Source organism: Streptomyces sp. NPDC029151 (assembly GCF_055564315.1).
The window spans coordinates 33,074-53,017 of record NZ_JBVHWQ010000004.1 but is presented as its reverse complement, the minus strand read 5'-3'; the positions used below and the strand labels follow the sequence as shown (position 1 = coordinate 53,017).

The 19,944-nt window shown below is 73.6% G+C and carries 19 protein-coding genes; 14 read left to right on the top strand and 5 right to left on the bottom strand.

All coding sequences use genetic code 11. The annotated features are described in order from the left end of the window. Positions 1-122: 122 nt before the first annotated feature. The gene (locus tag ACZ4VF_RS16780) at positions 123-1,106 is read left to right on the top strand and encodes an ABC transporter ATP-binding protein (RefSeq protein WP_467927349.1); all 984 of its coding nucleotides are present in this window, start codon (positions 123-125) and stop codon (positions 1,104-1,106) included. Continuing rightward, positions 1,090-2,157, top strand: coding sequence for an ABC transporter ATP-binding protein (locus tag ACZ4VF_RS16775; protein ID WP_467926649.1), 1,068 nt, complete (start codon positions 1,090-1,092; stop codon positions 2,155-2,157). The genes ACZ4VF_RS16780 and ACZ4VF_RS16775 overlap by 17 nt, the downstream gene beginning before the upstream one ends. Positions 2,158-2,281: 124 nt before the next feature. Here ACZ4VF_RS16775 and ACZ4VF_RS16770 read toward each other — a convergent pair whose 3' ends face one another. Next, the gene (locus ACZ4VF_RS16770) at positions 2,282-4,414 is read right to left on the bottom strand and encodes a S9 family peptidase (protein ID WP_467926648.1); all 2,133 of its coding nucleotides are present in this window, start codon (positions 4,412-4,414) and stop codon (positions 2,282-2,284) included. Between the two features lie 173 nt (positions 4,415-4,587). On the opposite strand from ACZ4VF_RS16770, the gene ACZ4VF_RS16765 reads away from it, so the two are divergent. The 8 genes from ACZ4VF_RS16765 (at position 4,588) to ACZ4VF_RS16730 (ending at position 12,333) form a co-directional block, all read left to right on the top strand. Beyond that, on the top strand, positions 4,588-4,782 hold the full coding sequence (locus ACZ4VF_RS16765; RefSeq protein ID WP_030346161.1) for a hypothetical protein: 195 nt from the start codon (positions 4,588-4,590) through the stop codon (positions 4,780-4,782). A gap of 60 nt (positions 4,783-4,842) precedes the next feature. Then, positions 4,843-5,709 carry an N-acetyl-1-D-myo-inositol-2-amino-2-deoxy-alpha-D-glucopyranoside deacetylase gene (mshB, locus tag ACZ4VF_RS16760; protein ID WP_467926647.1) on the top strand — a complete coding sequence of 289 codons (867 nt, stop codon included), beginning with the start codon at positions 4,843-4,845 and terminating at the stop codon, positions 5,707-5,709. Further along, positions 5,706-6,122, top strand: coding sequence for a DUF6113 family protein (locus ACZ4VF_RS16755; protein ID WP_467926645.1), 417 nt, complete (start codon positions 5,706-5,708; stop codon positions 6,120-6,122). The genes mshB and ACZ4VF_RS16755 overlap by 4 nt, the downstream gene beginning before the upstream one ends. Positions 6,123-6,278: 156 nt before the next feature. Beyond that, on the top strand, positions 6,279-8,726 hold the full coding sequence (locus ACZ4VF_RS16750) for a hypothetical protein (RefSeq protein ID WP_467926644.1): 2,448 nt from the start codon (positions 6,279-6,281) through the stop codon (positions 8,724-8,726). Positions 8,727-8,865: 139 nt separating this feature from the next. Then, on the top strand, positions 8,866-9,795 hold the full coding sequence (locus tag ACZ4VF_RS16745; protein WP_467926643.1) for an ABC transporter ATP-binding protein: 930 nt from the start codon (positions 8,866-8,868) through the stop codon (positions 9,793-9,795). Beyond that, entirely contained in the window at positions 9,792-10,532 is a 741-nt protein-coding gene (locus ACZ4VF_RS16740; protein ID WP_467926641.1) for an ABC transporter permease, read from the top strand. The genes ACZ4VF_RS16745 and ACZ4VF_RS16740 overlap by 4 nt, the downstream gene beginning before the upstream one ends. 5 nt (positions 10,533-10,537) lie before the next feature. Further along, positions 10,538-11,722, top strand: coding sequence for a sensor histidine kinase (locus ACZ4VF_RS16735; protein WP_467927348.1), 1,185 nt, complete (start codon positions 10,538-10,540; stop codon positions 11,720-11,722). Next, positions 11,719-12,333 (top strand): response regulator transcription factor, encoded by a 615-nt coding sequence (locus ACZ4VF_RS16730; RefSeq protein ID WP_189302052.1) that lies wholly within the window; start codon positions 11,719-11,721, stop codon positions 12,331-12,333. The genes ACZ4VF_RS16735 and ACZ4VF_RS16730 overlap by 4 nt, the downstream gene beginning before the upstream one ends. A 9-nt stretch (positions 12,334-12,342) precedes the next feature. Here the strand turns inward: ACZ4VF_RS16730 and ACZ4VF_RS16725 are convergent, their stop codons facing one another. Together ACZ4VF_RS16725 and ACZ4VF_RS16720 are read right to left on the bottom strand one after the other, a co-directional pair. After that, complete coding sequence (locus ACZ4VF_RS16725; RefSeq protein ID WP_467926640.1) at positions 12,343-13,209, bottom strand: transglutaminase family protein; 867 nt, start codon at positions 13,207-13,209, stop codon at positions 12,343-12,345. A 29-nt stretch (positions 13,210-13,238) separates the two neighbouring features. Further along, the gene (locus ACZ4VF_RS16720; RefSeq protein ID WP_467926639.1) at positions 13,239-14,306 is read right to left on the bottom strand and encodes a GNAT family N-acetyltransferase; all 1,068 of its coding nucleotides are present in this window, start codon (positions 14,304-14,306) and stop codon (positions 13,239-13,241) included. A 140-nt stretch (positions 14,307-14,446) separates the two neighbouring features. Here ACZ4VF_RS16720 and fdxA point away from each other — a divergent pair, with 140 nt between their 5' ends. Together fdxA and ACZ4VF_RS16710 are read left to right on the top strand one after the other, a co-directional pair. Beyond that, on the top strand, positions 14,447-14,767 hold the full coding sequence (fdxA, locus tag ACZ4VF_RS16715) for a ferredoxin (protein ID WP_014674796.1): 321 nt from the start codon (positions 14,447-14,449) through the stop codon (positions 14,765-14,767). Between the two features lie 125 nt (positions 14,768-14,892). Beyond that, positions 14,893-15,990 carry a bifunctional succinyldiaminopimelate transaminase/glutamate-prephenate aminotransferase gene (locus tag ACZ4VF_RS16710; RefSeq protein WP_467926637.1) on the top strand — a complete coding sequence of 366 codons (1,098 nt, stop codon included), beginning with the start codon at positions 14,893-14,895 and terminating at the stop codon, positions 15,988-15,990. A gap of 135 nt (positions 15,991-16,125) precedes the next feature. On the opposite strand, the gene ACZ4VF_RS16705 is transcribed toward ACZ4VF_RS16710, so the two are convergent. Together ACZ4VF_RS16705 and ACZ4VF_RS16700 are read right to left on the bottom strand one after the other, a co-directional pair. Next, the gene (locus ACZ4VF_RS16705) at positions 16,126-16,578 is read right to left on the bottom strand and encodes an ATP-binding protein (protein WP_467926636.1); all 453 of its coding nucleotides are present in this window, start codon (positions 16,576-16,578) and stop codon (positions 16,126-16,128) included. A 299-nt stretch (positions 16,579-16,877) separates the two neighbouring features. After that, positions 16,878-17,873 (bottom strand): VldE C-terminal domain-containing protein, encoded by a 996-nt coding sequence (locus tag ACZ4VF_RS16700; protein WP_467926635.1) that lies wholly within the window; start codon positions 17,871-17,873, stop codon positions 16,878-16,880. A gap of 99 nt (positions 17,874-17,972) precedes the next feature. On the opposite strand from ACZ4VF_RS16700, the gene dapE reads away from it, so the two are divergent. Both dapE and ACZ4VF_RS16690 read left to right on the top strand, forming a co-directional pair. Beyond that, positions 17,973-19,052, top strand: a complete 1,080-nt coding sequence (dapE, locus tag ACZ4VF_RS16695; protein ID WP_467926633.1) for a succinyl-diaminopimelate desuccinylase — start codon at positions 17,973-17,975, stop codon at positions 19,050-19,052. Between the two features lie 104 nt (positions 19,053-19,156). Next, positions 19,157-19,915, top strand: a complete 759-nt coding sequence (locus ACZ4VF_RS16690) for an LOG family protein (protein WP_467926632.1) — start codon at positions 19,157-19,159, stop codon at positions 19,913-19,915. Positions 19,916-19,944 lie beyond the last annotated feature (29 nt).

The window sequence follows — 19,944 nt, the reverse complement described above, 5'->3', positions numbered from 1 at the left end:
GGCGGTGCGGGCGTGCGCCCGGCCGGGCTCCCCGGGTGCGCCGGGGCTGCCGGAGCCGGCTCCGGTGCGTCCGGTGACGTGGTCCGTGCCGGTCTTTGCGGGGAGGCGGGCTGATGGCGGGCATGCTGCTCGACGTGCGGGACCTGAGCGTGGAGTTCCGGACCCGGGACGGCGTCACGCGCGCCGTCGACGGGGTCGGCTTCGCGGTGGACGCGGGGGAGACGCTGGCCGTGCTCGGGGAGTCCGGCTCGGGGAAGTCCGTCACCGCGCAGGCCGTGATGGGCATCCTGGACACGCCTCCGGCGCGGATCACGGGCGGGCGGATCCTGTTCCAGGGGCGGGATCTGCTGACGCTGAAGGAGGAGGAGCGGCGCAGAATCCGGGGCGCGGCGATGGCGATGATCTTCCAGGACGCGCTGTCCGCCCTCAACCCCGTCATGACCGTCGGCGACCAGCTGGGGGAGATGTTCGTCGTCCACCGGGGCACGTCACGCAAGGACGCCCGGGCCAGGGCGGTGGAGCTGATGGAGCGGGTGCGCATCCCGGCCGCCGCGCAGCGGGTGCGGGACTACCCCCACCAGTTCTCCGGCGGCATGCGCCAGCGCATCATGATCGCCATGGCGCTGGCGCTGGAACCGGCGCTCATCATCGCCGACGAGCCGACCACCGCCCTCGACGTCACGGTCCAGGCCCAGGTCATGGACCTGCTCGCGGAGCTGCAGCGCGAGTACCGCATGGGGCTGATCCTCATCACCCACGACCTCGGCGTGGTCGCGGACGTCGCCGACCGGATCGCGGTGATGTACGCGGGGAGGATCGTCGAGTCCGCCCCGGTGCACGACATCTACAAGGCCCCCGCCCACCCCTACACCCGCGGCCTGCTGGACTCCATCCCGCGCCTGGACCAGAAGGGACAGCAGCTCTACGCCATCAAGGGCCTCCCGCCGAACCTGGCGCACATCCCGCCCGGCTGCTCATTCCACCCCCGCTGTCCGCTCGCCCGGGACGTGTGCCGCACCGACGAACCCCCGCTGTACGCGGTGGACGAGCGGCGGGGCAGCGCCTGCCACTTCTGGAGGGAGTGCCTGCGTGACCACGACCACTGAGCCGCTCCTTGAGGTCAGCGGCCTGGTCAAGCACTACCCGCTGACCCGGGGCGTCCTCTTCAGGAAGCAGATCGGCGCGGTGAAGGCCGTGGACGGCGTCGACTTCACCCTCGGCCGGGGCGAGACCCTGGGCATCGTCGGCGAGTCGGGCTGCGGCAAGTCGACGGTGGCGAGACTGCTGTGCCACCTGGAGCGTCCGACGGCCGGCTCCATCCGGTTCAGGGGCGAGGACGTCACCCGGCTGTCCGGCCGCGCCCTGAAGGCCGTACGCCGGAACATCCAGATGGTCTTCCAGGACCCGTACACCTCGCTCAACCCGCGCATGACGGTGGGCGACATCGTCGGCGAGCCCTACGACATCCACCCGGAGGCGGCCCCCAAGGGGGACCGCCGGCGCCGGGTGCGGGAGCTGCTGGACGTGGTCGGCCTCGACCCGGACTACGTCAACCGCTACCCGCACCAGTTCTCCGGCGGCCAGCGCCAGCGCATCGGCATCGCCCGGGGCCTCGCGCTGCGTCCCGAGGTCATCGTCGCCGACGAACCGGTCTCCGCGCTGGACGTCTCGGTCCAGGCCCAGGTGGTCAACCTGCTCGCCCGGCTCCAGTCGGAGTTCGAGCTGTCGTACGTCTTCATCGCGCACGACCTGTCGATCGTGCGGCACATCTCGGACCGGGTCGCGGTGATGTACCTGGGCCGGATCGTGGAGACCGGCCGCGACAGCGAGATCTACGACCATCCGACCCACCCCTACACCCAGGCCCTGCTCTCCGCCGTGCCGGTGCCCGACCCGGAGGCCCGCGACCGCCGGGAGCGGATCATCCTCGCCGGTGACGTGCCCTCCCCGGCGGCCGTCCCCTCCGGCTGCCGCTTCCGCACCCGGTGCTGGAAGGCGCGGGAGCGCTGCGTCCTCGAGGTCCCGGCGCTGGCCGTCCCGGAGGCCTTCCGCGACACCTGCGGCCCGGCGGCGCACGCCTCGGCGTGCCACTTCGCGGAGGAGCGGCAGGTGGTCCCGCCGGAGGAGCCGCGGCTGAACGGCAACGGGCCGGGGTGACATGCGCACCCCGGCCCGTACACGGCACCCGCACGGCCGTACGCTGATCAGCTTCCCGTGTCCGTATATCGGTACGGCTTCCGTGAAGTTGCCTGTGTGTTAAAGCGGTTGGGGGTTGCGCGGTTCACGCCTGGCCGCCCGGCCGGGGCAGGGAGCGCCGGAGGAAGTCCAGCTGGAGCAGGAGCAGGTTCTCCGCGACCGTCTCCTGCGGGGTCATGTGGGTCACCCCGGACAGGGGCAGCACCTCGTGCGGGCGGCCGGCGGCCAGCAGGGCCGAGGACAGGCGCAGCGAGTGGGCGACGACCACGTTGTCGTCCGCCAGTCCGTGGATGACCATCATCGGGCGGTGCGGCTCGGCCGGGTCGACCAGGCCGGCGTCGTCGATCACCGAGTTGCGGCGGTAGACCTCCGGCCGCTCGTTCGGGTCGCCGAGGTAGCGCTCCTGGTAGTGGGTGTCGTACAGCCGGAGGTCGGTGACCGGCGCGCCGACCACGGCGGTGTGGAAGACGTCCGGGCGGCGCAGCACCGCCAGCGCCGCCAGGTAGCCGCCGAAGGACCAGCCCCGGACGGCCACCCGGGTGAGGTCCAGCGGGTACCGCTCGGCGAGCGCGTGCAGGGCGTCGACCTGGTCCTGGAGCACGACGTCCGCCAGGTCGTCCCGGACCGCCTTCTCCCACGCCGGCGAACGGCCCGGGGTGCCCCGGCCGTCGGCCACGACCACCGCGAAGCCCTGGTTGGCGAACCACTGCGAGGTCAGGTGGGCGTTGTGCGCGGCGGTCACCCGCTGGCCGTGCGGGCCGCCGTAGGGGTCCATGAGGACCGGCAGGGGAGTGTCACCGTGGTAGTCCCGTGGCATAAGCACGGCGCACGGAATTCGGCGTGCGCCCCCCTGGGTCAGGATCACCCTCGGGGACAAACCGGGATCTTCGGCGTACGACCGGACAGTCGTCGTCGGTTTCCCGTCACACAGCACCTGCGCCCGCGCCCCCGGCCGGTCCAGTGCGGCGGACACCAGGACGGTCACGTTCCCCGAGCGCACCGCCGAGTGCACGCCCGGCTCCTGTGACAGGCGCTCCACGCCCAGTTCGTTCACCCGGTACACATGGACTTCGCCAATCTCCGGCGCCTCGGCCTCCGGACCGGAAGAGGCGGAAACCAGTACGTCCTCCGGACCCACGTCCAGAACGGCCCGAATGTGCAATTGGCCGCTGGTCAAAGGCCGTTCGCCGACCGTCAGCACCCGCGCGCCGGCCTCGTCCGCGATCCGGACAAGCTGCCCGGAGGGGCTCCAGCAGGGCACGCCGGCGAAAAGTTCCAGCCAAGTTGGATCTTCATCGGCGTGCACCATCCGGGTGGACCCGGAATCCGGGTCCACGGCCAGGAACAGCTGGCTGCGCTGGTCCCGCGCCTGCACCAGCAGCAGCGGCGCACCCGCCGCTGACCAGTGCACACGCGCCAGATACGGATAGCGCGTACGGTCCCAGACCACCTCGGTGCGCGTCCCGTCCAGTCCTTGTACGTACAGACGCACGTCCGCGTTCGGAGTGCCCGCCGCGGGGTACCGGATGTTGAGTGGCTCACGCTCCGGACGGGCCGGATCCGCGATCCACCACCGCCGTACCGGCGTGTCGTCCACGCGCGCCACGAGCAGCCGGTCCGACCCCGGCGCCCACCAGAAGCCCCGCGAACGCCCCATCTCCTCGGCCGCGACGAACTCCGCCAGGCCGTAGGAGACGTCCGCCGACTCCGGCTCCGCCAGCGCCCGGTCGCCGTCCCCCTCGGCGCCCACGACCCTCAGCGCGCCCCCCGCCACATACGCGATGTGCCGTCCGTCGGGGGACGGACGCGGGTCGATCACCGGCCCCCGGACGCGGAGTTCACGCGCCGTACCGGCCCGCAGCTCCGCCGTGAAAAGCCGCCCTGACAAGGCGAAAGACGCCAACTCCACGGCACTGTCGGTGGCGAGGCCGACGATCCCGGCCCCGCCCTCGCGGCTGCGCTCGCGGCGCGCCCGCTCCTCGGCCGAGAGCTCTTCGGAGGCGCCCTGGAGCAGCACGCGCGGGTCGGCCGCGAGCCGCTCCGTGCCCTCCGGGAGATCCAGTACCCACAGGGAGTTGGCCCGGTCGGTGCCGGAGCCGGAACGCAGGAACGCGACACGCGAACCGTCGGGCGCCACGGTGAACGCGCGCGGCGCGCCGAGCGTGAACCGCTGGGTCCGGGCGTAGCGACGGGGGAAGGAGTCAGCCTCGGTCGTCATACCCCCGACCATATTGGCCATGCGCCCCCTTGTGCGGCTGTGCGCCGACCGATGCGCGAGTACGGATAGTTATGATCACTACCGCAGAGTGGGTATGAACCTGCTGGCGTCTGCATGGATTTGCTCAACTGATCTAGAACCCGCGTCCCTGGGATCTTTGGAGGTGAGCCGCCGTGGCACTCTCGATTTCGGCGGTTGTGCTGCTGGCGATCATCGTCTTCCTGCTGATCAAGAAGTCGGGGCTGAAGGGCGGTCACGCGGTCGTCTGCATGCTGCTCGGCTTCTACCTCGCCTCCTCGACGGTCGCTCCCACGATCAGCGAGCTGACGACCAACGTCGCCAGCATGATCGGCAGCATCAAGTTCTGACGGCCGCCGTCCGGGCCGCCGTCCCGGGGACCGGCACGGGGACCTCGTAGGCTGGTCCCCATGACGGAACTGTCCTCCCGGCGCCTCCTCCTGGTGCACGCGCACCCGGACGACGAGTCGATCAACAACGGCGCGACCATGGCCAGGTACGCGGCCGAGGGTGCCCGGGTGACGCTGGTCACCTGCACCCTGGGGGAGCGGGGCGAGGTCATCCCGCCGGAGCTGCAGCACCTGACCGGCCCCGCGCTGGGCGCCCACCGGCGCGGTGAGCTGGCCGCGGCCGCCGCCGCGCTCGGCGTCGAGGACGTCCGGCTGCTCGGCGGCGCCGGGCGGTACGGCGACTCCGGGATGATGGGCCTGGCCGACAACGACGACCCCGATTGCTTCTGGCAGGCCGACCTCGACGAGGCCGCCGGCCTGCTCGCCGACGTGATCCTCGAGGTCCGCCCGCAGGTCCTCGTCACCTACGACGACCACGGCGGCTACGGCCACCCCGACCACATCCAGGCCCACCGCGTCGCCATGCGCGCGGTCGACCTCGCGGCCGAACGCGGCCACCCGGTCGCCAAGGTGTACTGGAACCGCGTCCCGCGCTCCGTCGCCGAGGCCGCCTTCGCCCGCCTCCAGGACGAGCTGCCCGCACTGCCGTTCGACAAGGGTGCCGACCTGGACGACGTACCCGGCGTGGTGGACGACGAGCGGATCACCACCGCGGTCGACGGCACCGCCCACGCCGCCGCCAAGGCCGCCGCGATGCGCGCCCACGCCACCCAGATCGAGGTGGCCGAACCGTACTTCGCGCTCTCCAACGCACTCGCCCAGCCCCTGTTCACCACCGAGTACTACGAGTTGGTGCGCGGCCCGGGGCAGCGGGGGGAGACCGACCTGTTCGCCGGGCTGGGCCTCGGCCCCGGGGAGGCGTCGTGAGCAGCGGCGGCAACGGCTCCCTGCTCGCCCAGCCGCTCCGCCCGCCCTCCGCCGGCCGGGTCCTCGCCCACCTCGGCCTGTTGCTGCTCGGCGCGGTCACCGGCCTCGCCGGGGCCCTGGTGCAGGCCGCCTGGTTCCCCGGCGGGCTGCTGCTCGCCCTCGCGGGCGCCGCCGGGCTGTTCCTCGGCGGGGGGTACGCCACCGCGAGCCGGGCCGGCGCGGTCACGCCGGCGGCGGGCTGGATCGTCGCCGTCATCCTGCTCACCACCACACGCCCGGAGGGCGACTTCCTGTTCGGCGCGGGCGGCGGCTCCTACCTCTTCCTGCTCGGCGGCATGGCCCTCGCTGTGATCTGCGCCACCGTCGGCGCCGTGCGGCAACCTCGCGGCGACTCCGCCCGACTTGGCAAGTGACGTACCACTTCGCCGTGCGGCGCACGTGCGAGTCCGGTGTGGGTTTCCTCGGTGGTCATGGGATAAGCGCCATAAGTGGCCAGTATGGTGGTGCGCGCCGCCGAGCTGCCCGCGTGAGGTCGTGACGGGCGGCGGAGCCAACCGGGAGAACCTGCCTTGAGTCGTGAAACTGACACTCCGTCCTCCGGGCCCAACGGGCGCGGCGGAGCCGCATACCCCTCCGGCACGCCGCCGTACGGGACCCCCCTGGCTTCCGACGACGGTACGGGCGCGGGCCGTTCGGGCACGCGTCCGGAGGAGAAGAAGACCGAGACCACGCTGACGACCCGGATCCGGATCAACATCCCCGGGTCCCGGCCCATCCCGCCGGTCGTCATGCGCAAGCCCGTCGGGGACGCCGAGGGCTCCGCGGACGAGGCGCCCGCCGCCGAGCCGCGGCCCGCGGCCGACCGGACGCCCGCCGCTGCCGCCTCCGAGGCCCCGGCCGAGTCCGGCGCCCAGGCGGAGGAGAAGACCAGCGACTGGTTCGCGCCCCGCAAGTCCTCGGCCCCCAAGGCCGGTCCGGGCGGCGGCGGCACGAACGGCGCCGGGATCCCCGGGGGTTCCGCGGCCACCGCCGCGCCCTCGGGATCCGCCGGGTCCGCCGCGTCGTCCGGCGTGCCGGGCGGCCGTCCGGGTGGTCCGGGAGCGTCCGGAGCCGCCGGTACCACCGGCGCGCGACCCGGCGGTGGCCGTCCCGGCGGCGTGGTCGGCTCCATGAGCGTGCCGGGCGGCCCCCGCTCGGGCGGTTCGAACGGCAAGGGCCTGCCCGGTGCCACCGGCGGCCCCGTCGCCCCGGGACACGGCGGCGGCACCGGCTCCTTCGACGTGACCGAGGCGCTGACCGCGGGACCGCTGTCCGGCGGCTCCCGCCCCGGCAACGCGGGCTCCGGCGAGCCCCGCCGGGACGGCCTGCCGTACTTCGCGGAAGGCCACCCGGACGACGCCGGCCAGGACGGCTTCGGCACCGGCACGCCGGGCACCGGCGGCCGGGACGGCTTCGGCGACGGCCCCGGCGGCCGGGACGGCTTCGGTGGCGGTGCGGCCGCCGCGCACGGGCGTGACGGCTTCGCCGGTGCCGCGGGCGGTGCCCACGGGCACGGCGGCCCCGGCGGCGCCGGCGGCTTCGACGGACCCGGCGGTCCGCAGGGCCCGGCCGGTCCCACCGGCGGCCCGGTCACCGGCGACGGCCCCCTCGTCCCCCCGGCCGCCGGCGGCCCCGGCATGGGACCCGGCGAGCCCTTCGACGGCCCCGCGGGCGCCGGCTTCCCCGGCCGGGGCACCCCGCCGGCCCGCAGCGCCCTCACCGACATCGCCGGCCTCGACGGCCCGGCCGGCGGCCGGGGCGGACCCGGCGCCGGTCCGGCGGGCCGCGGTCCCGGGGGCGGCTTCAGTGACGACACCGCGATCCTCACCCCGCAGAAACCGGCCCCGGAGCCCGGCACGCCCGGCTACCGCTCCCCGGCCGCCGACAACGTCTCCGGACACACCGTCACCAGCGGTATCCCGGTCGTCCCGAACGCGGGCAAGCCGTTCGGCACCCAGCCCGGCGGCCCGGGCGCGCCCGCAGCGCCGCGGCCGGAGCCGGCCGCCACGCCCAAGGCGGCGGCCAAGCCCAAGAAGAAGGGCCGCAGCAAGCTGATGCTGCTCGCCGTCGGCGTGGTCGTCGTCGCGGGCGGTGCCTACGGCGCCGGGCTGCTGATGAACCGCACCGACGTGCCCAAGGGCACCACCGTGCTCGGCGTCGACATCGGCGGCGGCACCCGCGACGACGCCGTCAAGAAACTGGACGACGCCTTCGGCAGCCGGGTGAGCAAGCCGCTGAAGCTGTCCGTGGGCGGCAGGACGGTCAACCTCGCGCCGGGGAACGCGGGCCTCCAGTTCGACTACCAGGCCACGGTGAGCGAGGCCGCCAAGAGCGACTACAACCCGATGCACGTCGTCGGCTCGCTCTTCGGGCAGAAGCGCGTGGTCGAGCCGGTCATGCCGGTGGACGAGGAGAAGCTGCAGGCCGCCCTCCAGCAGGCCGGCGGCGGCTCCGGCTCGGTCACCGACGGCACCATCAGGTTCCGCTCCGGCAAGGCCGTGGCCGTCTACGGCAAGGCGGGCCAGGCCATCGACGCCGGCCGCGCGACCGACGCGGTCGAACAGGCCTACCGCAGGCTGGTGGAGACGGACACCGCGGCCCCGGTCACCGTGCCGACCACCACCAAGCAGCCCACGGTGTCGAACGCCGAGGTCGACCGGGTGATGAACGACTTCGCGAAGCCCGCGATGTCCGGCCTCGTCCGGGTGCAGACCGACGCGGTGCACAGCATCCCGTTCGGCCCGCTGTCCCTGCCGAAGATCATCAGTTTCAAGGCGGTCGACGGCAAGCTCGTGGACACCTACGACCTGAACGCGCTGAAGGCGGCCTACGGCAGCACCTTCGACGGTGTGCAGATCCAGACCGCGACCGGGAAACGCGGTGTGCTGCCGCAGGACGTGGTCACCGCCCTGCGCAAGGCGCTGCGCGGCAAGACGGCGGCCGAGCGGGTCGGGGTCATCGACACCAACCCCAGCTAGCGGCTTGTCGCAGGGGGCGCCCTCCCCAGAGGGGCGCCCCCTCGGCACGTCCGTCACCCCGGCCGCATGACATCTGTCATCCGGCACTCAGGACCCCCGGCACTGCCGCGCCCCGGGCCCGCCAGGCCAGCATGGACCCATGACGACGACAGCGGCACCGGCCACCACCGCTCCGGTGGTCGGGTTCGACCAGGTGACCAAGACGTACGGGAGCGTGCGGGCCGTCGACGGCCTCTCGCTCCGGCTGTACCCGGGCGAGACCGTCGCCCTCCTCGGCCCGAACGGAGCGGGCAAGTCCACCACCCTGGACCTGCTCCTCGGGCTCAAGCACGCCGACAGCGGCTCGGTGAGCCTGTTCGGCACCGGCCCGCGCGAGGCGATCGTCGCTGGCCGGGTCGGCGCCATGCTGCAGAGCGGCGGGCTGATGGACGGGGTCACCGTCGCCGAACTGGTCAAGCTGGCCTGCTCGCTGCACCCGCGGCCGTACCCGGTGTCCGAGGTGCTGGCCCGCGCCGGCATCGCCCAGATCGCCGACCGCAAGGTGGACAAGCTCTCCGGCGGCCAGGCCCAGCGGGTCCGGTTCGCCCTGGCCACCGCCGGCGACAGCGACCTGATCATCCTGGACGAGCCGACCACCGGCATGGACGTCACCGCCCGCCAGGCCTTCTGGGCGACCATGCGGGAACAGGCCGACCAGGGCCGTACGGTCCTCTTCGCCACCCACTACCTGGAGGAGGCCGACGCCATCGCCGACCGGGTGCTGGTGCTGCACCGCGGGCGGCTCCTCGCCGACGGCACGGCCGCCGAGATCAAGGCGAAGGCGGGCGCGCGACGCATCTCCTTCGACCTGGAGGGCGACATCGACCAGGGCGCCCTGCGCGGACTGCCCTTCCTCACCTCGCTCGACGTCTCCGGCCAGACCGTGCGCGTCCAGTCCGCCGACGCCGACGCGACCGTGCACGCCCTGTACGGCCTCGGCCTCTACCCCCGCAATCTCGAAGTCGCCGGGCTCGGTCTGGAGCAGGCCTTCGTCGCCATCACGGAGGCCGAGGAGGCCCGGCAGTCATGAACGCCCTCATCAAACTCGAACTGGCCCGCGCCCTGCGGAACAAGAAGTTCCTGTTCTTCTCCGTGCTCTACCCCTCGATCATCTACCTGATCTTCTCCAGCAGCACCGGCCCGTCCGGGAAGGTCGACGGCACCGACCTGACCGTCGCCACCTACCTGATGGTCTCCATGGCCTCCTTCGGCGCCCTGACCGCCGTCCTGATGGGCAACAGCGAGCGCATCGCCAAGGAGCGCGAGAGCGGCTGGGTACGGCAGCTGCGGCTGACCCCGCTGCCGGGACGCGGCTACGTCCTCGCCAAGACCGCGAGCGCCGCCGTGGTGAGCCTGCCGGCCATCGTCGTGGTGTTCGCCGTCGCCGCCGGGATCAAGGACGTACGCCTGGACGCCTGGCAGTGGCTCGCGCTCACCGGGGTCATCTGGGCCGGCAGCCTCGTCTTCGCCGCGCTCGGCGTCGCCATCGGCTACCTCGCCTCCGGGGACGCGGTGCGCCCGATCACCATGATCGTGTACTTCGGCCTGTCGCTCCTCGGCGGCCTGTGGATGCCCTCCGCGGGCTTCCCGCAGTGGCTCCAGGACATCGCCCAGTGGCTGCCCACCCACGCGTACGCTGCCCTGGGACGCGCGATCGAACAGAGCCAGGCCCCGCACGCCCAGGACATCGCCGTCCTCGCCGTCTCCTTCGTCCTCTTCGCGGGCGGCGCGGCCTGGCTGTACCGGAAGGACACGCTGAAGGCGTGAGCACGATGAGGGAAGACCCGCACACCGGGACACCGGACCACGCGCCCGTGGGCTGGCCGCCCCGCAACCGGCGCGAGCTGCTGGTCAAGACGCTGTGGATCGGGGTCTGGCTGGTCTTCCTCAGCTCACCGGTCGAGGACCTGGTGAGCGGCGGGCACTCCACCGGCGCCACCGTGGCCGGGGCGGCCGGCCTCACCTTCTTCGTCGGGGTCTATCTGACGCTGGTCTTCCGCAACATGGGCCGGCCGTTCGCCCCGCGCCTGGTGCTCACCCTGGGGGGCGTCCTCGGGGTGCTCGCCCCCGTCCTGGCGTACACCCTCGGCAGCGCCTGGCTGGGCCTGTTCGTCTACCTGTCGGTCGCGTGGGGGGCCACCCTGCCGCTGCGGGCGGCGTACTGGGCCATCCCGGCCTCCGCCGTGGCGATGTACCTGATCGGCCTGCACACCGACGAGCACGAGGCGCGGGGCCTGGTCGTGCTGGTCCTGCTCATCGGGTTCGCGATGACGGGCGTCGGCCAACTCGTCCGCACCACCATCGCGTTGCGCAAGGCCCGGGCCACCGTCGCCCAGCTGGCCGCCAACGAGGAACGCCTCCGCCTCGCCCGCGACCTGCACGACCTGCTCGGCCACTCGCTGTCGCTGATCACCCTGAAGAGCGAGCTGGCCGGCCGGATGCTGCCGGACCACCCCGACAGGGCGGCCCAGCAGGTCGCCGACATCGAACAGGTCAGCCGGCAGGCCCTGATCGACGTCCGGGAGGCCGTCACCGGCTACCGGCGGCCCCGGCTCGCCGCCGAACTCGCCGGGGCCCAGGTCGCCCTGACCGCCGCCGGAGTCGTCGCCGAGACACCCGCCGAGCCCGGCCTCGACGGCGTCGAGGAGGACGCCGAGTCCGCGCTCGCCTGGGCGCTGCGCGAGGCGATCACCAACGTGGTCCGGCACAGCGGCGCCGACCGCTGCGTCATCCGGCTGCTGCGCCGCCAGACCCTGGACGGGCCGGTGCTCGAACTCTCCGTCGAGGACAACGGATCCGGCGGTTCCGGCACGGGCCCCGGCAACGGCCTGACCGGGCTGACCGAGCGGCTGGAGAAGGCCGGCGGCACCCTGGAGGCGGGCCGGTCCAGGCACGGCTTCCGGCTGCTCGCCCGCGTCCCCGCGGACTCCGCGGCCGACGTAGGATCCGGGGCATGACGAGCACGATCAAGGTCCTTCTCGCCGAGGACCAGTCGATGGTCCGCGAGGCGCTGGCCGCGCTGCTCGGCCTGGAGGACGACATCGAGGTCGTCGCCCAGGTCGCGCGCGGCGACGAGGTGCTCGCGGCCGTCGGCGCGCACGGCGTGGACGTCGCGCTGCTCGACATCGAGATGCCCGGCTGCACCGGCATCGAGGCCTGCGCCCGGGTGCACCGGGAGTACCCGCGGGTCAAGCTGGTCGTCCTCACCACCTTCGGCCGGCCCGGCTATCTGCGCAGCGCGATGGAGGCGGGCGCCGACGCCTTCCTCGTCAAGGACGCGCCGGCCGCCCAGCTCGCCGAGGCGATCCGCAAGGTGCTGGCCGGCGAACGGGTCATCGACCCCACGCTGGCCGCCGCCGCGCTCGCCGAGGGCGCGAACCCGCTCACCGAGCGCGAGCGCGAGGTGCTCCGGGCGGCGGCCGACGGCTCCACCAACGCCGAACTGGCCCGCGCCCTCCACCTGTCCCAGGGCACGGTCCGCAACTACCTGTCGACCGCCATCCAGAAGCTGGCGGTACGCAACCGGGCGGAGGCGGTACGGATCGCCCGGGACAAGGGGTGGCTCTGAGGGAGCCGCTCAGTTGAGCTTCGCCCGCGCCGTCCCCGCCTCCTGCCGCACCTTGCGCGCCGCCGACTCGTCCACCACCTCGATCAGGTCGGCGTAGTACTCCATCTCCTCGGCGCCCGCCACGAACTGCCCGCGCTGCACCAGCAGCTGCCCGTGCTCGTAGCGCAGCCGGGCCGGGTGGGAGGGGATGAGCAGCGCCAACTCCACGGCCCGCAGCGCGACGTCCGACCGTTCCGGCCGCGCCGCCGCCCAGGCCCGGATGTTGTTCAGGATGCGCTGGACGACCTCCAGCGGGGGCGCCGGCTCCAGCATCGAGGGGTCCAGCGGCGCGCCCGTGGCACCCGCCACCAGCAACTCGGCGTCCATCCCGGTCAGCACCCGGCCCGCGTCGAACGGGTCGGCCAGCACCTGCTCGGCCGCCGTGCCGAACCCGACCACGAAGTGCCCCGGCAGCGCGACCCCGTACACCGGGGCCCCGGCGCGGCGCGCGACCTCCAGCCACACCACCGACAGCAGGATCGGCAGCCCGCGCCGCCGCCGCAGCACCTCGTGCAGCAGGGAGGACTCCAGGCGCTGGTAGTCGCCCGGTGTGCCGTGGAAGCCGTAGCGGGTGCCGAGCAGCCGGCTCACGGCCTCCGCCCACGCGCGCGGCCCGCCCGGCCGGTACGGCAGCTCGCCCGCCAGCCGGTCCAGCTCCGCCTGCGCGGTGTCGATGCCGGCCTCGTCCAGCGAGCCGTCCGTCTCCGCGCCGATCAGCAGGCACAGCGCCGACAGGTCCGGCCGCTCGGAGCGGGCCTCCTCGGCGAAGCGCCGCCGCAGCTCGGCGGAGCGCTCCGGCGGGGGCGGGTACGGGGGCGGCAGATGGGGGTGACGCATGCCAGGCTCATGCCCTTCCACGGCGGGTTCTACGGGCGTGCGGGGCCGGCGGTCGCCTCCGGTCCCCGCGCTGCCCCGGGCTGACGGCCGGACCCGGGCTCCTCGGGAGCCCGGTAGTGGTGGTAGGCGTGGTGCGGCAGGAAGCCGAGCGCCCGGTACAGCGCCCGGCCGCCCTCGTTGTCCGTCTCCACCTGGAGCCAGGCCGCCGAGGCCCCCTCGTCCAGGGCGCGCCGGGCCAGCGCGGCCATCACCTCCGTGGCCAGTCCCTGCCGGCGCCGGCCGGGATCCACCTCGACGGCGGCGAACCCGGCCCAGCGGCCGTCCACGACACACCGCCCGATCGCCGCCGGAGGCTCGCCCTCCGCCGCACCGGGCACGGAGGCGAACCACACCGACGGTCCGGACCCGAGCACCCGCAGGGCCACTTCGCCCACTCCCTTGCGCCGGTACCGCGCGAGCCACGCCTCGTCCGCCGTCCGGGACAGGACCACCCCCGCGCCCCCGGCCCGGTCCGCGACCGGCGCCAGGGCCCCGGTCCACAGCTCGGCGGTCACCTCCCGCACCCAGCCCTGCCGCTCCAGCTCCGCGCACAGCAGCTCCTGCGTGCCCTCGGCGCCGGTCGCGGTCTGCACGTAGGCGGGCAGGCCACGCTCGCCGTACCAGCGCCGTACGGCCGCCAGGGCCGCGTCGAGCGGAAGCCCGGGGTCACCGAGCGGCAGCACGCTGTTGGCCCGCCGGGTGAACCCGTGAGCGGCGCGCAGCTCCCACTCCCCGAGCCGCTCGCTCTCCACCGGCCGCCACGCGCGCGCGGCGATGTGCGCGAGTTCCGGGTACGTCGCGGCGGGCCCCCTGCGCCGGGCCGGAGCCGCGGGTACCACCTTGCCCGCGACCAGTGTGGTTTCCGGGATGTGCACCCGTTCTCCGTCCCGCCGTGTGATCATGAGCACGCCACCGTCCCATGATGTGAGAACACCCACCGTGTCAGTGAACTTCTCCGATCCGGAACCGGTTTCGCCCAAGCGCCGTACAGAGACCCGTTTCCCCACGTCAGCAGGGGTGATTCGGACCTCCAGGCGTCCTTTCGCCGAGAATTCCACTGGTCAGTTCACCCCTCCTGTTCGGATCATGCTCCGGAACGGAGATACTAGGGGCGGGCATCGACGACGCCGCGCTCCCGCGCGCCAGGCGGCGGAGCCTGAGGAGGCCCGCCAGCGCCCTATCGAGGAGGAACGACAGCGTGACCTACGTCATCGCGCAGCCTTGTGTCGACGTCAAGGACAAGGCGTGCATCGAGGAGTGCCCGGTCGACTGCATCTACGAGGGCCAGCGGTCCTTGTACATCCACCCGGACGAATGCGTCGACTGTGGTGCCTGTGAGCCGGTCTGCCCGGTCGAGGCGATCTTCTACGAGGACGACGTCCCGGAGGAGTGGAAGGACTACTACAAGGCGAACGTCGAGTTCTTCGACGAGCTGGGCTCGCCCGGCGGTGCCAGCAAGCTGGGGCTGATCGAGCGCGACCACCCCTTCGTCGCCGCGCTGCCGCCGCAGGGCGAGTGACCGTCTAAGCGCCAAGCGGCCGCCCGCAACAGCGCCGCCTCGGTCCCGTACGGCCCGATCACCCCGATCACCGCCGCACGGGACCGAGGCGTTTGCCGCACCGTACGAAAGTGAGCCCGATTCCCGTGTCCGCAGTCTCCGACCGGCTCCCCGCCTTCCCCTGGGACAAGCTGGCCCCGTACAAGAAGACGGCCGCGGCCCACCCGGACGGCATCGTCGACCTCTCCGTGGGCACCCCGGTCGACCCGGTCCCCGACCTGGTCCAGAGGGCCCTGATCGACGCGGCCGACTCCCCCGGATACCCGACCGTCTGGGGCACCCCCGCCCTGCGCGACGCGATCACCGGCTGGCTGGAGCGCCGCCTCGGGGCCCGCGGGGTCACCCACCACCACGTCCTGCCGGTCGTCGGCTCCAAGGAACTGGTCGCCTGGCTGCCGACCCAGCTCGGCCTCGGCCCCGGCGACCGGGTCGCCTACCCGCGCCTGGCCTACCCCACCTACGAGGTCGGGGCCCGCCTGGCCCGCGCGGACCACGAGGTCTACGACGACCCGCGCGAGCTGGACCCGTCGAACCTGAAGCTGCTCTGGCTGAACTCCCCGTCCAACCCGACGGGCAAGGTGCTGTCGAAGCAGGAGCTGACCGACATCGTCGCCTGGGCCCGCGCCCACGGCGTCCTCGTCCTCTCCGACGAGTGCTACCTGGAGCTGGGCTGGGAGGCCGACCCGGTCTCGGTCCTGCACCCGGACGTCAACGGCGGCTCCCACGACGGCATCGTGGCCGTCCACTCGCTCTCCAAGCGGTCCAACCTGGCGGGTTACCGCGCGGCCTTCGCCGCCGGCGACCCGGCGGTCCTCGGCCCCCTGCTGGAGATCCGCAAGCACGGCGGCATGATGACCTCCGCGCCGACCCAGGCGGCGGTCGTGGCCGCGCTGTCCGACGACACCCACGTCCACGAGCAGCGCGCGCGCTACGCGGCCCGCCGCGAGGCCCTCCGCACGGCCCTCCTCGCCTGTGGCTTCCGCATCGAGCACAGCGAGGCCAGCCTCTACCTGTGGGCCACCCGGGACGAGTCCTGCTGGACCACGGTCGCCGGCCTCGCCGAGCGGGGCATCCTGGTGGCCCCGGGCGACTTCTACGGCACGGCCGGCGAGAACCACGTCCGCGTGGCCTTCACGGCGACGGACGAGCGCGTACGAGCAGCGGTGGCCCGCCTGACGGCGTGACCCGGCCGCCGGGCGCCGCCCGCACACCGTCCGCGCCTGCCGAGGCGGACACACGGGCGCGCCTGCCGAGGCGGACGCACAGGCCGACGGGGCCCGGGAGACTGCCCGGGCCCCGTCGGCGTGTGCGGCGGAGGTTCAGCCGCCCAGCGGCAGCCCCTTGGCCGTCAGCGAGTCCGTCGGCAGGCCGCCCTTGGTGAGGGAGTCCGTCGGCAGCCCGCCCTTCGTCGCGCCGGAGGCGGCGTCCCCCAGGACGCTCCCGGCCGTCCCGGCCGCGTCCCCCGCCGCCTTCTGCGCCACGGGCGTCGTCTTCTTCACGGCGCCGCCGCCGGTCTTGCCCGCGGCCGGCACGGTCTGCTCGACCGCCTTGCCGCCCGCGTGGCCCGCGAGCGAGGTGGCGCCCTGCGCGACACCGTCGACGGTGTTGCCGGCGTGCGCGGCGTCCAGGGCGGTCAGACCGCCCAGGTTCGGGGTGGCCGCCGGCAGATTCGTGGCCGCTCCGGCGGAGCCGGCCGCACCGACCCCGGCAGCCGCTCCCGCTGCGACGAGCAGCGCGGCACGGGCGATACGGCGGGTCAGAGGGAGGGACATGATGCTCCATTCGACGGGAGTAAACGATGTGGGTGTCCGGGAACCGTGTCCGGCTCGGACGCCGTGACTACCGCTCGAAGCCCGCGAAGGTTGCGGACGCTCCAGGTAAAGAATGGATAACGCATCGCATTATCAGGTGTGGATAAAAACGGGCAAAGAACGTCCGCCCGCCCGCGTGCAGAATCCTTCCGGCCCTGCAATGCCAAGGGGTTCCGCGTTCCGTACCGCACCCGCCCGGACGGCCGGACACCGCCGCGCCGCGCAACCCGCCGGAGTGAGCGGCCGTACTCCTGTCCGGTCTACGGCCGGGTCACGATCCGGACCGAGCCCAGGGACTGCTCCGCCCCTCCGGCCCCCTCGGAGCCGGCCGTCCGCCACGCGTCGCTCCCGCTCCCCGCCGTCCACACCCGCCCGGCGTACGACACCCGCTCGATGTGCAGCGCCGAGGAGTTGGCGACCGCCCACTGCGCCAGCTGCCAGCCCCGCGCCCTCTCGCCGCGCTCGGCCGTGGCCGTCTTCACGCCGTCCTGCCGCACCGGGACCGTCACCGTCCGCCCGTGCGCGGTCGCGGTCACGCTGGGCGACGGGGACGGCGACGGCACGGGCGTCCCGCCCACCACCGCACCGGTCTCCCGCAGCGCGTCCCGCCCGAAGTCCCGTACCAGCGCGTCCCGTACCGCGTCCGGACCGGTCGCCGAGGCCGTGCGTTGGGGGCGTCCGTCGCAGGTCAGCGTGGCCGCGGCCCGCCCGGTCAGGGCCGCCGCGAGCAGCGCGGCGTCCCGCTCGTGCTTGGCGTACGCCTCCGGGTAGCCGCTGCGCTGCACCCGCTGCGCGGCCACCGTCAGCGGCAGCGCGGTGTAGTCCGGAACCTTGGCCAGGTGCGCGTAGAAGATGCCCGCCGCGTACGACGGGTCCATGATCTGCTCGTCGGTGCCCCAGCCCTGCGAGGGCCGCTGCTGGAACAGGCCCAGCGAGTCCCGGTCGCCGTGCTCGATGTTCCGCAGCCCCGACTCCTGCAGGGCGGTCGCCAGCGCGATCGTCACGGCCCGCTCGGGCATCCCGCGCCCGGTGCCGACGGCGGCGATCGTCGCCGCGTTCACCGCCTGCTCGGGCGTGAACTCGTACGAGGCCCCGTCGCCGGAGGCCGGGACCACCTTGCAGCCGCGCGCTCCGCTGCCTCCGGTGACGTACTGCACCACGAGGTACGCGGCGACACCGCACAGGACCAACAGGGCCGCCGAGAAACGGAAGAGGCGACCGCGGCGCTTGGGACGGGTGGGGGACGGCTCTGACACGCGTACAAGGTACTGGAGTCCCGCCCGCCCCTCGCGGGGGGTTCCGCGGCGCGCTGCGCCCCACCCGGCCCCGGCCGGGGGCGCGCTAGGGTCGAGGCCATGGCCGACACCTCGCTTGACCTCACGCTGGACGCCGCCGCGCTCACCGCGCGGCTCGTGGACTTCCCCTCCGAGAGCGGCACCGAGAAGCCGCTCGCGGACGCCATCGAGACCGCCCTGCGCGCCCTGCCCCACCTGACCGTCGACCGCCACGGCAACAACGTGATCGCCCGCACGGAGCTGGGCCGCGCCGAGCGCGTGATCCTGGCCGGTCACATCGACACCGTGCCCATCGCGGACAACGTGCCCTCGCGGCTCGACGCGGACGGGGTGCTGTGGGGCTGCGGCACCTGCGACATGAAGTCGGGCGTGGCGGTGCAGCTGCGCATCGCGGCCACGGTCCCCGCCCCCAACCGGGACCTGACCTTCGTCTTCTACGACAACGAGGAGGTCGCCGCCGACCTCAACGGCCTGGGGCACGTCGCCGAGGCGCACCCCGAGTGGCTGGCGGGCGACTTCGCGGTGCTGCTGGAGCCCTCCGACGGCGAGGTGGAGGGCGGCTGCCAGGGCACGCTGCGGATGCTGCTGAAGACCAAGGGCGAGCGGGCCCACTCCGCGCGCGGCTGGATGGGCTCCAACGCGATCCACGCGGCCGCTCCCGTCCTGGCCCGCCTGGCCTCCTACGAGGCGCGCCGGCCGGTCATCGACGGCCTGGAGTACCGCGAGGGCCTGAACGCGGTGCGGATCGGCGGGGGAGTGGCCGGGAACGTCATCCCGGACGAGTGCGTGGTGGCGGTCAACTTCCGCTACGCCCCCGACCGCACCGAGCAGGAGGCGATCCGGCACGTCCAGGAGGTGTTCGCGGACTGCGGTGTGGAGGAGTTCGTGGTGGACGACCACAGCCCCGGCGCGCTGCCCGGCCTCTCCCAGCCCGCCGCCGCGGCCTTCGTCGAGGCGGTCGGCGGCACCCCGCGGCCCAAGTTCGGCTGGACGGACGTGTCCCGTTTCTCCGCGCTCGGCATCCCCGCGGTCAACTACGGCCCCGGCAACCCGCACTTGGCGCACAGGCGCGACGAGCGCGTGGACACCGCGAAGATCCTCGCCGGCGAGGAGCGGCTGCGGAACTGGCTCACCGCGTAAGGCCCCGACGGCCCCGTTGCGCGCCGGACATCCCCAGATCCCCCCTCCGCAACCCGGGTGGATCTAGTCTGAGATCGAACTACCGGCAAGCGGAGGGAGCGCACATGGCTACCGGCAACCCCGAGGGGAAGAAGCAGCCGCCGGACGAGCAGCGGCTCGGACCGGTCCTCCGACGGCGGGGCCAGGTGACGGCCAGCACGACCGACCAGCGCCTGCTGGACGAGCGCGCCCCCACGGACTGGGTGCACACCGACCCCTGGCGGGTCCTGCGCATCCAGTCGGAGTTCATCGAGGGCTTCGGCACGCTGGCCGAACTCCCGCCCGCCATCAGCGTCTTCGGCTCGGCCCGGACCCCGGTGGACTCACCGGAGTACGACGCGGGGGTGCGGCTCGGCCGCGGGCTGGTGGAGGCCGGCTGGGCGGTCATCACCGGCGGCGGCCCGGGAGCCATGGAGGCGGCCAACAAGGGGGCGTGCGAGGCGGGCGGCGTCTCGGTCGGCCTCGGCATCGAGCTGCCCTTCGAGCAGGGGCTCAACCCGTACGTCGATATCGGCCTCAACTTCCGGTACTTCTTCGTACGAAAAATGATGTTCGTCAAATACGCCCAGGGGTTCGTGGTCCTCCCCGGCGGCCTCGGCACCCTCGACGAACTCTTCGAGGCCCTGACCCTGGTCCAGACCCAGAAGGTCACCCGCTTCCCGATCGTCCTGTTCGGCACCGAGTACTGGGGCGGCCTGGTGGACTGGCTGCGCAACACGCTGGTGGCCCAGGGCAAGGCGGCGGAGAAGGACCTGCTGCTCTTCCACGTGACGGACGAGGTGGAGGAGGCGGTGGCCCTGGTCTCGAAGGAGGCGGGCCGCTAGCACGGCGCTTCACCCCCGGGGGGCCTGCC